This is a genomic window from Streptomyces sp. SID5910, assembly GCF_009862125.1.
GTDB lineage: Bacteria > Actinomycetota > Actinomycetes > Streptomycetales > Streptomycetaceae > Streptomyces.
The window spans coordinates 1-15,568 of record NZ_WWHX01000446.1; the positions used below are offsets into that span (position 1 = coordinate 1).

Below are 15,568 nucleotides of genomic sequence, written 5' to 3' on the forward strand. Positions count from 1 at the left end.
CCGCCGGCGCCCGCCGCGGCGGTGCCACCTGCCCGGCGGCCGCCACGGGCCGGCTCGGCCGCCCTTCGGCGGCCCCCTCCACTCCGTTGTGCCGCGCGCCGGGCCTCGGCGCGGCCCCCGTAGGGGCGCTCCTCGTCCTCCGGACCGTACGAGCCGGACGGAGACCCTGTGGCGCCCCGCGGTGCCGCACGGCGGCCGGAGGACGAGCCGGACTGGCCGCGTCGGGCCGCGGCACGTCCGCCTCCCTGCGGCGGCGGCGGTTTGCGACGGTGCTCGCTCATCGAACGACTACTCCTCGGGCAGGCGCACCTTTGCGCGCCTGGAAAAGGCGGCTGGTTTCCGGTCCCCCCGAAGTACGGATGCGGCCCCTACCGCATTCACCCGTACTGCACCGGGGACGAGGACGCCCCCACGCGTCACTCGGTTCCCGGCAGTCTGCATGGCGCACAGACTACGCACCGCCAAAACCCCCGAGGTCCGAAGTTCACCTCAAATCAGGCAACTTGCTCACCATGAATCGTCGATGTGATCCCGTTCACCAGTGCGCCCCTTGTCGCGTGCGGCAGGTCGTTCTATCGTCGTGATGTATCGAGCCGATACATCAGCGCGGCATAAGGACGAGAGGAGGCGACGATGAGCCGGCGTTCCGGCATCCTCGAGTTCGCCGTACTCGGCCTGCTCCGCGAATCCCCGATGCACGGCTACGAGCTGCGCAAGCGGCTCAACACGTCACTCGGTGTGTTCCGCGCGTTCAGCTACGGGACGCTGTACCCCTGCCTCAAGACGCTGGTCGCCAACGGCTGGTTGATCGAGGAGCCGGGGAACGTCGACGAGGCCGCCGCCTCCCTCACCGGACGGCGCGCCAAGATCGTCTACCGGTTGACGGCCGACGGCAAGGATCACTTCGAGCAGCTCCTCTCGCAGACCGGCCCCGACGCGTACGAGGACGAGACCTTCGCCGCTCGCTTCGCGTTCTTCGGGCAGACGTCGCGTGACGTGCGCATGCGCGTACTCGAGGGCCGACGCAGCCGGCTGGAGGAGCGCCTGGAGAAGATGGGGGCCTCCCTGGCCCGCACCCGGGAGCGCCTCGACGACTACACGCTTGAGCTCCAGCGCCACGGAATGGAGTCCGTGGAGCGCGAAGTGCGCTGGCTGAACGAGCTCATCGAGAGCGAGCGGGCGGGGCGGGACCTGCGGGGTTCCGCCGCCGAGGGGACCGCTCAACAGGACACGACATCTGGAGCGACGGGCGGCCTGCCCCGGCCGGGGGACGACCTCCGGCCGGATACGCCCGGCGACACCGCCACGTGAGCGCCCAGTCAGGGCCTCACTCGTACACACAGGGAGCAACCGGAATGGGTTCGGTTCGCGTAGCCATCGTCGGTGTGGGCAACTGCGCCGCATCGCTGGTGCAGGGCGTCGAGTACTACAAGGACGCCGACCCGGCGTCCAAGGTCCCGGGCCTGATGCACGTCCAGTTCGGCGACTACCACGTCCGTGACATCGAGTTCGTCGCCGCCTTCGACGTGGACGCCAAGAAGGTCGGCCTGGACCTCGCGGACGCCATCGGCGCCTCCGAGAACAACACCATCAAGATCTGCGACGTGCCGAACAGCGGCGTCCAGGTCCAGCGCGGCCACACGCTCGACGGTCTCGGCAAGTACTACCGGGAGACCATCGAGGAGTCCGCCGAGGCCCCGGTCGACGTCGTCCAGATCCTCAAGGACAAGCAGGTCGACGTCCTCGTCTGCTACCTGCCCGTCGGCTCCGAGGACGCGGCGAAGTACTACGCCCAGTGCGCCATCGACGCCAAGGTCGCCTTCGTCAACGCCCTCCCGGTCTTCATCGCCGGCACCAAGGAGTGGGCGGACAAGTTCACCGAGGCCGGTGTGCCGATCGTCGGTGACGACATCAAGTCGCAGGTCGGCGCCACGATCACGCACCGCGTGATGGCGAAGCTGTTCGAGGACCGGGGCGTCGTCCTGGACCGCACGATGCAGCTGAACGTCGGCGGCAACATGGACTTCAAGAACATGCTCGAGCGCGACCGCCTCGAGTCGAAGAAGATCTCCAAGACGCAGGCCGTCACCTCCCAGATCCCCGACCGGGACCTCGGCGAGAAGAACGTCCACATCGGCCCGTCCGACTACGTGGCCTGGCTGGACGACCGCAAGTGGGCCTACGTGCGCCTCGAGGGCCGCGCGTTCGGCGACGTCCCGCTGAACCTGGAGTACAAGCTCGAGGTCTGGGACTCCCCGAACTCGGCCGGTGTCATCATCGACGCCCTGCGCGCCGCGAAGATCGCCAAGGACCGCGGCGTCGGCGGCCCGATCCTGTCGGCGTCGAGCTACTTCATGAAGTCCCCGCCGGTCCAGTACTTCGACGACCAGGCCCGCGAGAACGTCGAGAAGTTCATCAAGGGTGAGGTCGAGCGCTGAGCTCGCCCGGCTGAAGTCCGCTGAAGGTCCCTGGGTCGCACGACCCGGGGACCTTCGCGTATGTGAGGCTGTGCCCCATGGCCGTCGTCCGTGACCTGCGCGTCCTGCTGCGCCTGAAGGGGTTCCGGCGCCTGCTCGCCGTGCGTGTGCTCTCCCAGGGCGCCGACGGCGTCTACCAGGTCGCGCTCGCCACCTACGTCGTCTTCTCGCCGGAGAAGCAGGCCTCGGCCGCCGCGATCGCCTCCGCGATGGCGGTCCTCCTGCTCCCGTACTCCCTGATCGGCCCCTTCGCCGGCGTCCTGCTGGACCGCTGGCGCCGCCGCCAGGTCTTCCTGTACGGCAATCTGCTGCGCGCCCTGCTCGCCTCGGTGACCGCGGTGCTGATGGTCGCCTCCGTCCCGGACTGGCTCTTCTACGTCTCCGCCCTGTGCGTCACCGCCGTCAACCGCTTCGTCCTCGCGGGCCTGTCCGCGGCGCTGCCGCGCGTGGTCGACGCCGAGCGCCTGGTGATCGCGAACTCCCTCTCCCCGACGGCGGGCACCCTGGCGGCGACGGCCGGCGGCGGTCTGGCCTTCGTCGTGCGCCTCGTGGTCGCGGACTCCGACGCCGCCGTGGTGCTGCTCGCGGCCGCCCTGTACCTGTGCGGCGCGCTCGCGTCGCTGCGGATGGCGGCGGAGCTGCTGGGGCCCGACCGGGCACTGGTGCGGCCCCGTATCGCGTCGGCGCTCGCCGGCACGGCCCGGGACCTGGTGGCCGGGGTACGCCATCTCCTCGCGCCCGCACGCCGGGGAGCGGCCTGGGCGCTGGCCGCCATGACGCTGATGCGCTTCTGCTACGGCGCCCTGCTCGTCCTCCTGCTGATGCTGTGCCGCTACGCCCTGACGTCGGGCCCGGACGAGGGGCTCGCGCTGCTGGGGCTGGCCCTGGGGGTCTCCGGCGCCGGGTTCTTCGCCGCTGCGGTGATCACGCCCTGGGCGGCCGGGCGGCTCGGTGCCGGCCACTGGATGGCGGTGTGCGCGGGAATCGCCGCGGTGCTGGTACCGGCTCTCGGGCTGCCGTTCGCCACGGCACCTCTGCTCGCCGCGGCGTTCGTGCTCGGGCTGACGACCCAGAGCTCGAAGATCGCGACCGACACGATCGTGCAGTCGTCGGTCGACGACGCCTTCCGTGGCCGGATCTTCTCCGTTTACGACGTGCTGTTCAACGTCGCCTTCGTCGGTGCCGCCGCGGTGGCCGCGCTGATGCTGCCGCCGGACGGCCGATCGGTGCCGCTGGTCGCCACCGTTGCCGCTGTCTACGGAGCGGTTGCGGTCGCTATGGCCCGTTTTGACGACCAGTAAGTGTCACATCAATGCCACAGAGGCCCTCCGGGCTACAGAGATGTCGGTGGGGCCCGGTAACTTACGTGCGTCTTACTCGCGCCATGTTCGCGTCATGCACCCATGTTTAGGGGGACCCCCAAGTGACCACTCCGCCGCCCCAAGGCAACCCGTACGCGCAGGGCCAGCCGCAGGCCCCGCAGCAGCCTCAGGGGCAGAACCCCTTCGCGCAGGGCCAGCCGGGCTTCCCGCAGCAGCCCGGCCAGCCCGGCTTCCCCCAGCAGGGTGCACCGTATGCCCCGGTCCCGCCGCAGCCGGCCCGCCGCAAGCTCAGCTTCAAGACGATCAAGAACATCGTCATCGCCGTGATCGTGGTCGGTGTGGCGATCGGCGGTTACATAGCCAGCCGCGACGACGCCAACACGGCGGCGGTCGGTGACTGCATGCACCGCGGAAGCACCGACGACAACGACCCGGACCTCGAGGTCGTCGACTGCGCGGACTCGAAGGCCCAGTACGAGGTGCTGGCCAAGATCGAGGGCTCGTTCCTCACCGACACGATGGCCCAGAGCAAGTGCGAGGCCCAGGCCAAGGACTTCCAGTACGTCTACACCGAGAGCGGTGACGGCAAGGACTTCCTGCTCTGCCTGAAGGACTACAAGAAGTAAGCGCAGACGCGCTGAGGCGTGAGGGGCGGTGTTTCACGTGAAACACCGCCCCTCCGTCTGTCCTGGTCGTGTTTCACGTGAAACACGACCCGGTTCCCCGTCTCACGACTGCTGGCCGGCCCACCACTCCTTGAGCGCCGCCACCGCGGCCTCGTGGCCCATGGGCCCGTTCTCCAGGCGGAGCTCCAGCAGGTGCTTGTACGCCTGACCGACGACCGGACCCGGCCGGACGCCCAGGATCTCCATGACCTGGTTGCCGTCCAGGTCCGGGCGGATGGCGTCCAGCTCCTCCTGCTCCTGGAGCTTCGCGATCCGCTCCTCCAGCCCGTCGTAGGCCCGCGAGAGGGCGGCAGCCTTGCGCTTGTTTCGGGTCGTGCAGTCGGAGCGCGTCAGCTTGTGGAGACGGTCGAGCAGCGGACCGGCATCCCGGACGTAGCGGCGGACCGCCGAGTCCGTCCACTCGCCCGTGCCGTAGCCGTGGAAGCGCAGATGCAGCTCGACCAGGTGCGAGACGTCCTTCACCAGGTCGTTGGAGTACTTGAGCGCGGTCATGCGCTTCTTCGTCATCTTGGCCCCGACCACCTCGTGGTGGTGGAACGAGACCCGCCCGTCCTTCTCGAACCGGCGCGTGCGCGGCTTGCCGATGTCGTGCAGCAGGGCGGCCAGCCGCAGGACCAGGTCGGGGCCCTCGGTCTCCAGGGCCATCGCCTGCTCCAGGACGATGAGCGTGTGGTCGTAGACGTCCTTGTGCCGGTGGTGCTCGTCCCGCTCCAGGCGCAGGGCGGGCAGCTCGGGCAGGACATGCTCGGCGATGCCGGTGTCCACGAGCAGGGTCAGCCCCTTGCGCGGGTGAGCGGAGAGGACGAGCTTGTTCAGCTCGTCCCGGACCCGCTCGGCGGAGACGATCTCGATGCGCCCGGCCATGTCCTTCATGGCCGTGACGACCTCGGGGGCCACCGTGAAGTCGAGCTGGGCGGCGAAGCGCGCGGCCCGCATCATCCGGAGCGGGTCGTCCGAGAACGACTCCTCGGGCGTGCCGGGAGTGCGCAGCACACGGGCGGCGAGGTCGTCGAGTCCGCCGTGCGGGTCGATGAACTTCTTCTCCGGCAGCGCGACGGCCATGGCGTTCACGGTGAAGTCGCGCCGGACGAGGTCCTCCTCGATGGAGTCGCCGTACGACACCTCCGGCTTACGGGACGTGCGGTCGTACGCCTCCGACCGGTAGGTGGTCACCTCGATCTGGAAGCCGTCCTTCTGCGCCCCGACCGTGCCGAACGCGATCCCGACCTCCCAGACGGCGTCCGCCCACGGCCGCACGATCTTCAGGACGTCCTGCGGCCGGGCATCGGTCGTGAAGTCCAGGTCGTTGCCGAGCCGGCCGAGCAACGCGTCCCGGACCGAGCCGCCGACCAGGGCGAGAGAGAACCCGGCCTCCTGGAAACGGCGCGCGAGGTCGTCGGCGACAGGCGCTACCCGCAGCGGTTCGCTCACCGCGCGAGGCTGCGCCTGACTCATGGCACTGGGGGTGACTTCGTTGGCGTTCGGCACAACAGGACAGGTTACGTGGCCCGGGCGGACACGGTCGCCTCCCTTGTCCGCGCACCGGCCCGCCCGCCTTTGTCAGTCCGCTCCTCTATATAGGGGCACATACGGGGCAGCCCGCCTCGCTACCGATCTTGTGGCGTACTCCGCGGCACTTCCCCTCGGCGCGCATCGTTACCATGCGTGGACGCACATTCCGACGACCACTGACACGACGAGGGACGGGCGAGCGCGTGGCCGAGGCGGCAGACTTCCAGGGGACCAGTCCCTCACCTGCCCGCCGGTGGCTCCGGCGCACCGCGGCACTGTTCGCCGGCGCGCCCTTGCTGGCCGGCCTGCTCCAGCTGCCCGCCGGCTCCGCGCACGCCGAAGAGCGGGCGACCGCGGAGGCCGACTCGGACTCCGGCGCGGTGGCCGTCGCCGTCGACTCGCTCACGCCGTCCGCCCCGACCACGGGGGACACGGTGACCGTGTCCGGCACCGTGACCAACAACGGCAAGCAGCCGGTCACCAAGGCCCACGTCGGACTGCGGGTGGGAGCGGAGATCAACACCCGGTCGTCCGTCGACGCGGTCGCCAAGGACGGTACGGATCTGTCGGGGTCCGTCCCTCCGGAGATCGACGACAAGTACACGGCGAAGTTCGCGAAGCTCGCCCCCGGCGTCGCCGAGCACTTCAACATCTCCGTCCCGGTCGACGACCTGGACCTCGGCGAGGACGGCGTCTACGAATTCGCCGTCTCGCTGTCCGGGCAGACCTCGGCGCAGCCGTGGGAGCAGGTCCTCGGCATCCAGCGCACCTTCCTGCCCTGGAAGCCCGACGCCGCCGACCCGAAGACGAAGACGACGTATCTCTGGCCTCTCGTCTCGACCACGCACATGGCCGCCGAGACGGGACCGAACGAGGAGCAGACACCGGTCTTCCTCAATGACGACCTGGCCAAGGAGATCTCCCCCGGAGGCCGCCTGAGCCAGATGGTCACGCTGGGCAAGGACCTCGACGTCACCTGGGTGGTCGATCCCGATCTGCTCGCCTCCGTCGACGCGATGACGGGCAGCTACCGGGTCCGCAGCGGGGACGACACCGTTCGCGGCACCCACCAGGCGGTCGCCAAGCAGTGGCTGGCCGACCTCCAGGACGCGGTGGCCGACAAGGAAGTCGTCGCGCTGCCCTTCGCCGACCCCGACCTGGCCTCCCTGGCCCACAACGGCACGGACACCGCCGGGTCGCTGAGCCAGCTGAAGGAAGCCACGGACGTCGTCGGCAACACGGTCCCGCCGATCCTCCACGTGAAACCGAACACGGACTTCGCCTGGCCCGTGGAGGGCGCGGTCGACCGGTCCATCGTCAAGGTCGCCACCTCGGCGGGGGCCGACAAGGTGATCGCCCGCAGTGACAGCCTCCAGGAGACCAGCGGCCTGCCGTACACCCCCTCGGCCGCGCGTCCCATCGGCGGCGGGACCACCGCGGTCGTCGCGGACGCCCGGCTGTCCACGGCGTTCGAGGGCGACCTCTCGAACGCGTCCTCGTCCACGCTCGCGGTGCAGCGATTCCTCGCCCAGAGCCTCGCGCTGGGGCTCCAGACCGGCAAGCAGCGCAGCATCGTCGTCGCACCGCAGCGCACCCCTTCCGGCAGCCAGGCCCGCGCGATGGCCGAGGCGCTGAAGGCGCTCCAGGACGGCACCTGGTCCCAGTCCCAGAAGCTGACGGACGCCGCCGCGGCCAAGCCCGACCCCGAGGCCACCACCAGCGTGCCGGGCACCTCGTCGTACCCCTCGGCGCTGCGCAGGAAGGAACTGCCCCGGTCGGCGTTCACGGAGATCGCGCAGACACAGGACAAGCTCGACAACTTCAAGGTCGTCCTGTCGGACCCGTCCCGCGTGGTGACGCCCTTCGGGCGGGCCCTGAACCGGGAGATGTCCGCGTCCTGGCGGGGCCGGGCCGCGGAGGCGGAGTCGTTCCGGGCCGGTGTGCGCCTGTACCTCGACGGGCTGACCGGCCGGGTCAGACTGATCGACAAGTCGGAGACGAAGCTGTCGGGCCGCAGTGCCACGATTCCCGTGACGGTGCAGAACAACCTGGTGCAGGACGTCGGCCCCCTGGTGCTGCGGCTCACCTCGACGAACCCGACACGCCTGGAGATCGGCGGCGCGGCCTACCAGGAGCAGCCGGTGTCCGTCTCCGGAGGCCACAGCCAGTCGGTGAAGTTCACCACGTCCGCCAACGCCAACGGCCGGGCCACGGTGATCGCCCAGCTGTACACGCTGGACGGACGGCCGTACGGCGACGCCGTCACGTTCGACGTGAAGGTCACCGAGATCACGGCCACGGTGATGCTGGTCATCGGCGGCGGTGTCCTGCTCCTCGTCCTCGCCGGCTTCCGGATGTACACGCAGCGCAAGCGGGCCGCCGCCCGTGCGGCCGACCGGGGCGACGGTGGCGAGGACCAGGAGTCCGAGGGCGGCGAGGACGGTCCTGAGAACCCCGGCGCCCTGGGGAACCCGGGTGCCTCCGAGGCGCGTCCCACGGAGTCCGAGGAGGGCTCCCGGGCAGGTGAACCGGAGCAGCCGAGTGACCCGGCGCCGGACACCGCAGCGGAAAACGCCGACCCGTCCGGCACGGGTGAGAGAGTGGACCGTTGAGGATGTCGTGGCCGGTCGGCCCGGGACGATGAGGTGGGGTAAGGATGAACGCGCCGTACGACGGTGACCGCGGTCAGGCCGTGGACGGCTCGGGCCACCCCGAGGGCCCGGTGCCCGACCAGGGCCGGACGCCGCCGCAGCCGCCCGCGGACATGTACCTCCAGGACGCCTACGACCAGGATCCCTACCGGGCGCAGGACCTCTCCGCCCAGGACCCGGTCTCCGAGGCGCTCTACGACCGCGCCGCGCACCCGCCGCCGCCCCCGGGCACGTACCCGCAGCAGCCGCTGTACGGTCAGCCGTCCCAGTCGCCGTACGCCCCCGACCCGCGCGTCTGGGCCCAGACCCCGGCGCCCGAGCCGGAGGGCCCCACCCAGTACCTGCCGTACGGCGACGACCCGCGCACGACCCAGTTCGTCGGCGTGGACGACCTGGTCACGCAGGCCGGCGAGCAGCGCCACGAGCCGGACGCCTTCGCCCACCTGTTCCGGGACCAGCAGCAGGGCGGCGGCCACCCCTCCTACGACGACCAGGCACAGGTTCCCTCCCCCGCGCCCGCCCCCGGGCAGTACGGCGCGGCACCGGGGCCGGACCAGTACCGCGACGCCCAGGGCCCCGGCCCGTACGCGAACACCCCGGCCCCGGGCCCCTACGGCGGCGCCGCTCCGGCGCCCGGCCAGTACGCGGCGCCCGCGCCGGGCCAGTACGCGGCGGCTCCCACCCCGGAAGCGGCCGGGGCTCCCGTCCAGGAGGCCGAACCCGACGCCACGCCGCCGGCCGCTCCCAAGAAGGGCGGCCGGGCGGGCGGCCTGCTGAAGTCCAGCGCCGTGATGGCGGCGGGCACGATGGTGTCCCGGCTGACCGGCTTCATCCGCTCGGCACTGATCGTCTCGGCGCTCGGCGTGGGCCTGCTCGGCGACACGTTCCAGGTCGCCTACCAGCTGCCGACCATGATCTACATCCTGACCGTCGGCGGCGGCCTCAACTCGGTCTTCGTGCCGCAGCTGGTGCGGGCCATGAAGGACGACGAGGACGGCGGCGAGGCCTTCGCCAACCGTCTGCTGACGCTGGTCATGGTGGCGCTCGGCGCACTCACCGCGATCACCGTCTTCGCCGCCCCCCTCCTGATCCGGGTCCTGTCCAACCCCGTCGCCAGCAACCCGGCCGCGAACGAGGTCGGCATCACCTTCGTCCGCTACTTCCTGCCCTCGATCTTCTTCATGGGCCTGCACGTGGTGATGGGGCAGATCCTCAACGCCCGCGGCCGGTTCGGCGCGATGATGTGGACCCCGGTCCTGAACAACATCGTCATCATCGTCACCCTGGGCATGTTCATCTGGGTCTACGGGACCGCGGAGACCTCCGGCATGAAGGTCACCAGCATCCCGCCGGAGGGCCAGCGCCTGCTCGGCGTCGGCGTGCTGCTGGGCCTCGTGGTGCAGTCCCTGGCGATGATCCCGTACCTGCGCGAGACCGGCTTCCGGCTGCGGCTGCGCTTCGACTGGCGGGGCCACGGGCTGGGCAAGGCCGTCACCCTCGCCAAGTGGACGGTCCTGTTCGTCCTCGCCAACCAGGCGGGCGCCATGATCGTCATCCAGCTCTCCACGGCGGCGGGCACCGCGTCCCCCGTCGACGGCACCGGCTTCGCCGCCTACGCCAACGCACAGCTGATCTGGGGCCTGCCGCAGGCCATCATCACGGTCTCCCTGATGGCCGCCCTGCTGCCGCGCATCTCGCGCTCGGCGTCCGAGGACGACGGCGGCGCGGTCCGCGACGACATCTCCCAGGGCCTGCGCACGACGGCCGTCGCCATCGTGCCCGTCTCCTTCGGGTTCGTCTCGCTCGGCATCCCGATGTGCACGCTCATGTTCGGCTCCTCGGGCACCAGCGAGGCCACCAACATGGGCTACATGCTGATGGCCTTCGGCCTCGGCCTCATCCCCTACTCCGTGCAGTACGTCGTCCTGCGCGCCTTCTACGCCTACGAGGACACCCGGACGCCCTTCTACAACACGGTCATCGTGGCCGCGTTCAACGCCGCCGCAGCCGGTCTGTGTTACCTCCTGCTGCCCGCCCGCTGGGCCGTGGTCGGCATGGCCGCCGCCTACGGCCTGGCCTACGCGATCGGCGTCGGCGTCGCCTGGCGCAGGCTGCGCAAGCGGCTCGGCGGCGACCTGGACGGCGCCCGGGTGCTGCGCACGTACGCCCGGCTGTGCATCGCGTCCGTCCCGGCCGCCCTGCTCAGCGGCGCCGCCTGCTACGGGATCGGCCACACCCTCGGCCAGGGCGTCGTGGGGTCCCTCGCCGCCCTCCTGGCCGGTGCGGCGGTCCTGTTCGGCGTCTTTTTCGTCGCCGCACGCAGGATGCGGATCGAGGAGGTCAACTCACTGGTCGGTATGGTGCGCGGACGCCTGGGACGCTGAGACCGGGGGTAGGCGCACAACCATCGTCCGCCGCCGTGTGTCGTGCATAGCGGCGGACTGTGGGCACAATTGGGTTCGGCGTCGGGCTGCGCGCATCGGGAGCCGGCCGGCGTGCATCGAATGGGGAGGCAGGAACGACGGTGGCGGAACGGAGCACAGCTGCCGTCGACGTGGCAGACAACAGCGGTGAGAAGCCGCTGACCGCACAGGCGGACCAGTCCACGGCCGACGGACCGGCCAACAACCGGGAGCGGGACACGGACAGCGACGAGGCACAGGGGAGCCCCACGAGCGAGGATTCCGGCAAGGCCTCGCCTCCCGAACTGCACAGCGGGCACAAGCTCGCCAGACGCTACCGCCTCGAGGAATGCGTCACCCGTCTGGACGGCTTCAGCAGCTGGCGGGCCGTCGACGAGAAACTCCGCCGTGCCGTCGGAGTCCACGTCCTGCCCGCGGTCCACACACGGGCCCGTTCCGTGCTGGCCGCCGCACGCTCCGCCGCACTGCTCGGCGACCCGCGTTTCGTCCAGGTCCTGGACGCCGTCGAGGACAACGACCTCGTCTACGTCGTCCACGAATGGCTCCCCGACGCCACCGAACTGACCGCGCTCCTCGCCGCCGGCCCGCTCGACGCGTACGACTCCTACCAGATGGTGAGTCAGATCGCGTCCGCGATGGCCGCGGCCCACCGCGAGGGCCTCGCCCATCTGCGGCTGAACCCCAACGCCGTGCTGCGTACGTCGACGGGCCAGTGGAGGATCCGCGGACTGGCCGTCAGCGCCGCCCTGCGCGGCATCAGTTCCGACACCCCGCAGCGCACCGACACCGAGGCCATCGGCGCCCTGCTGTACGCCACGCTCACCCAGCGCTGGCCGTACGAGAGCGACGCCCACGGCATGGCGGGCCTGCCCAAGGACATCGGCCTGATCCCGCCGGACCAGGTGCGCGCCGGAATCCACCGCGGCCTGTCCGAGCTGGCCATGCGGGCGCTCGTCAACGACGGCGCCACCGCTTCGCGTCACGAGTCCCCGTGCACCACGCCGGAGGAGCTGGTCAAGGCGATCGGCGAGATGCCCCGCATCCGGCCGCCGGAGCCGACGTTCACCGCGCCGCCCGCGTACCAGCGCACGTCGTACCAGAAGGGCACGTACGGCCACCCGGCCCCGCACCCCGGCATCACCCAGCCGGTGCAGGTCCCGCCGCCCCCGCTGCAGAGCCGCACCGGCAAGGCGCTGAAGTGGACCGTCTCGGCGCTGCTGATCGCCGCCCTCGGCCTCGGCAGCTGGCAGCTGGCCGACGCGCTCATGGAACGGGGCGGCAAGACCGACGACCAGAACCAGACGCAGACGACGGACGGCGACGACAAGAGCCCGATGATTCCGGTGGCCGGCAAGCCGGTCACCATCAGCGGTGCCCGGGACTTCGACCCCTTCGGCGACCAGTCCGAGAAGCCGTCCGAGATAGAGAAGGTCTACGACGGCAGTCCTGCCACGTACTGGCAGACGGACTACTACCTCAGTTCCGACTTCGGCCGCCTCAAGTCGGGGGTCGGCGTCATCCTGGACCTCGGCAAGGCCCAGCGGGTCGGGAAGGTGACGGTCACCTTCGTCGGAAGCACGTCCGTCGAACTGCGCGCCGCGAGCGCGGACACCACTGCGGAACCGACGTCGTTCGACGCCTACGACAAGGTCGCCGAGGGCTCCGGGACAACGGTGGAACTCAAGCCCGGCAAGGCTCTCCAGAGCCGGTATCTGCTGGTGTGGCTCACCGATCTGCCCAAGCAGGCCGACACCGGGGAGTGGCGCGGCAGGCTGGCGGACGTCAAGGTGACCAGCTGACGGCATCTGCCGCGAGGAGAGGGTGTGATGGCGGACGCCACGAGTGGTGAGGGCCTGACCGATCACGAGCTGCTCGCCCGTCACGTCGAGGGCGATCCCGACGCCTTCGGGGAGATCGTCCGCCGTCACCGCGACCGGCTGTGGGCGGTGGCCCTGCGCACCCTGGGGGACCGCGAGGAGGCCGCTGACGCCGTCCAGGACGCCCTCGTCTCCGCCTACCGGGCCGCACACACCTTCCGCGGACAGGCGGCCGTCACGACGTGGCTGCACCGGATCACCGTGAACGCCTGCCTGGACCGGGCCCGCAAGGCCGCCTCCCGCAAGACCGCACCGGTCGACGACGCGGAACGCCTGGAGCAACTGCTGGAGCCGCACGAGTCGGCATCGGCCCCCGCCGAGCGCAACGACCTGCACCGTCAGCTCATCGAGGCCCTGGGGACTCTCCCGGCCGACCAGCGGGCGGCTCTCGTCCTGGTCGACATGCAGGGTTACCCCGTCGCCGAGGCGGCCCGGATCCTCGATGTGCCCGTCGGCACGATCAAGAGCCGGTGCGCCCGTGGCAGAGCCAGACTCCTGCCGCTGCTCACCCACCTGCGTCCGGACGGCGACGGCGACGACGAGAAGCCCCACCCCGAGCGGAACCGGACGCCCGGCGCATCCGTCCCACCCGCGGCGGGACCGCACCGGACGGGTCCGCCGGCAGCGGGCCAGAGCGATTCAGCCGCAGTGAAGGGCGGAGGTGGACGAGCGTGACGTCGTCGACGACAGACATGGCCGGGCATCCGGACGTGGCGGAGATCTCCGACCTCGCCGAAGGCCTGCTTCCGCCCTCCCGGACCACGGACGTACGCCGGCACCTGGAGACCTGCGAGCTCTGTGCGGACGTCTACGCGTCGCTGGAGGAGATCCAGGGGCTGCTCGGGACGCTGCCGGGACCGCAGCGCATGCCCGATGACGTGGCGGGGCGCATCGACGCCGCCCTGGCCGCCGAAGCCCTGCTGAGCGCGGCAGCCCCGGCACACCCGGAAGACCCGGAAAACTCGGAAGACCCGGCAGGGACGGCAGCCGACGAGCGCGAGACGCACGACGGCGGCACGCATGTTTCACGTGAAACATCGGCGGCGGACCGACCCTCCGGTCGCGCCCGCACGTCCACCACCGGCCCGGGCCGCAAGGACCGCAGGCGCATCGGACGGCGCAGGATCGCCGTCCTGGGTGCCGTGGCCGCGGCGGCCGCCCTGGGAATCGGCTCCGTGATCGTGTCCTCCGTGACGGGAGGCAACACAGCCGACGACACGGCCCAAGGACAGAAGGCCGCCCCCGTGGACACCTTCTCCGAGAGCAAGCTCCAGAAGCAGGTCACCGAGCTGGTCGCCGACGGGCAGGACACTCGCAGCGGCTCGCGGACGCCACACAGCTTCGGCACGGAGTCCGGGACCGAGAACCACGTCCTCACCCAGCCGACGACCGTTCCCGAGTGCGTCCAGAAGGCCATCGGCCGCGACGACGCGGCGCTCGCCACGGAAGAGGGCGTCTACAAGGGCAGGGAAGCACTGCTCGTGGTGCTGCCCGACGCGCTCAACGACACCCGGGTCACCGCCTACATCGTCGACTCGGCCTGCGTGGACCAGCCCGCCGCCGGCAAGGCCACGGTGCTGCTGAAGCACACCTACACCCGGCCCTGAACTCCACGTCCTCGTCGCCCGCCGTGTGCCCGGACACAACGGGAATGCGCGCCCCTTAGGATCCGTTGGGTGGGGTGAGAGCTCCGACAAAGCTCCACCCGGACCTGAAGACGCAGTCCAGAGACGAGGAATGAAGCCGTGAGCGACGTCCGAAACGTGATCATCATCGGCTCCGGGCCCGCCGGCTACACGGCGGCGCTCTACACCGCGCGCGCGTCGCTGAAGCCGCTGGTGTTCGAGGGCGCCGTCACCGCGGGCGGCGCGCTGATGAACACCACCGAGGTGGAGAACTTCCCGGGCTTCCAGGACGGCATCATGGGCCCCGAGCTCATGGACAACATGCGTGCCCAGGCCGAGCGCTTCGGCGCCGAGCTCATCCCGGACGACGTCGTCGCCGTCGACCTCACCGGCGAGATCAAGACCGTCACCGACACCGCGGGCACCGTCCACCGGGCGAAGGCCGTCATCGTCACCACCGGCTCCCAGCACCGCAAGCTCGGCCTGCCGAACGAGGACGCCCTGTCCGGCCGCGGCGTCTCCTGGTGCGCGACCTGCGACGGCTTCTTCTTCAAGGACCAGGACATCGCCGTGATCGGCGGCGGTGACACCGCGATGGAGGAGGCCACGTTCCTCTCCCGCTTCGCCAAGTCCGTGACGATCGTCCACCGCCGCGACACCCTGCGCGCCTCCAAGGCGATGCAGGAGCGTGCCTTCGCCGACCCGAAGATCTCGTTCGTCTGGGACAGCGAGATCGCGGAGATCCAGGGCGACCAGAAGCTGTCGGGCCTGAAGCTGCGCAACATCAAGACCGGCGAGCTCGCGGACCTGGCGGTGACCGGCCTGTTCATCGCCATCGGTCACGACCCGCGCACCGAGCTCTTCAAGGGCCAGCTCGACCTGGACCCGGAGGGCTACCTGAAGGTCGAAGCCCCCTCGACCCGCACCAACCTGACCGGTGTCTTCGGCGCCGGTGACGTGGTCGACCACACCTACCGGCAGGCGATCACCGCCGC

11 protein-coding genes are annotated in these 15,568 nt (G+C 70.7%); 10 read left to right on the plus strand and 1 reads right to left on the minus strand.

The features are described 5' to 3' along the window. Positions 1 to 633 precede the first annotated feature (633 nt). The 4 genes from GTW67_RS15840 to GTW67_RS15855 all read left to right on the plus strand — a co-directional run bounded on the left by GTW67_RS15840 (position 634) and on the right by GTW67_RS15855 (position 4,425). The gene (locus GTW67_RS15840; protein ID WP_161165468.1) at positions 634 to 1,311 is read left to right on the plus strand and encodes a PadR family transcriptional regulator; all 678 of its coding nucleotides are present in this window, start codon (positions 634 to 636) and stop codon (positions 1,309 to 1,311) included. Between the two features lie 44 nt (positions 1,312 to 1,355). Next, positions 1,356 to 2,438 (plus strand): inositol-3-phosphate synthase, encoded by a 1,083-nt coding sequence (locus GTW67_RS15845; protein WP_161165469.1) that lies wholly within the window; start codon positions 1,356 to 1,358, stop codon positions 2,436 to 2,438. Between the two features lie 77 nt (positions 2,439 to 2,515). Beyond that, a complete protein-coding gene (locus GTW67_RS15850) occupies positions 2,516 to 3,778 on the plus strand; it encodes an MFS transporter (RefSeq protein ID WP_161165470.1) in 1,263 nt (420 codons plus the stop codon). 122 nt (positions 3,779 to 3,900) lie between these two features. Next, positions 3,901 to 4,425, plus strand: a complete 525-nt coding sequence (locus GTW67_RS15855; RefSeq protein WP_161165471.1) for an LppU/SCO3897 family protein — start codon at positions 3,901 to 3,903, stop codon at positions 4,423 to 4,425. 102 nt (positions 4,426 to 4,527) lie between these two features. Here GTW67_RS15855 and GTW67_RS15860 read toward each other — a convergent pair whose 3' ends face one another. Then, positions 4,528 to 5,973, minus strand: coding sequence for a CCA tRNA nucleotidyltransferase (locus GTW67_RS15860; RefSeq protein WP_161165472.1), 1,446 nt, complete (start codon positions 5,971 to 5,973; stop codon positions 4,528 to 4,530). 227 nt (positions 5,974 to 6,200) lie between these two features. Between GTW67_RS15860 and GTW67_RS15865 the strand changes: the two genes are divergently transcribed. The 6 genes from GTW67_RS15865 to trxB form a co-directional block, all read left to right on the plus strand. Next, complete coding sequence (locus GTW67_RS15865) at positions 6,201 to 8,609, plus strand: DUF6049 family protein (protein ID WP_161165473.1); 2,409 nt, start codon at positions 6,201 to 6,203, stop codon at positions 8,607 to 8,609. Between the two features lie 44 nt (positions 8,610 to 8,653). Next, on the plus strand, positions 8,654 to 11,032 hold the full coding sequence (murJ, locus tag GTW67_RS15870) for a murein biosynthesis integral membrane protein MurJ (protein ID WP_161165474.1): 2,379 nt from the start codon (positions 8,654 to 8,656) through the stop codon (positions 11,030 to 11,032). 140 nt (positions 11,033 to 11,172) lie between these two features. Further along, positions 11,173 to 12,870, plus strand: coding sequence for a protein kinase family protein (locus GTW67_RS15875; protein WP_161165475.1), 1,698 nt, complete (start codon positions 11,173 to 11,175; stop codon positions 12,868 to 12,870). Between the two features lie 27 nt (positions 12,871 to 12,897). Next, positions 12,898 to 13,623: an RNA polymerase sigma factor SigM gene (gene sigM / locus GTW67_RS15880; protein ID WP_161165476.1), complete on the plus strand. Its 726-nt coding sequence runs from the start codon at positions 12,898 to 12,900 to the stop codon at positions 13,621 to 13,623. Beyond that, entirely contained in the window at positions 13,620 to 14,555 is a 936-nt protein-coding gene (locus tag GTW67_RS15885) for an RsmA family anti-sigma factor (RefSeq protein ID WP_161165477.1), read from the plus strand. The genes sigM and GTW67_RS15885 overlap by 4 nt, the downstream gene beginning before the upstream one ends. Positions 14,556 to 14,693: 138 nt before the next feature. Continuing rightward, the coding region (gene trxB / locus GTW67_RS15890; protein WP_161165478.1) for a thioredoxin-disulfide reductase at positions 14,694 to 15,568 on the plus strand (875 nt) is incomplete at its 3' end.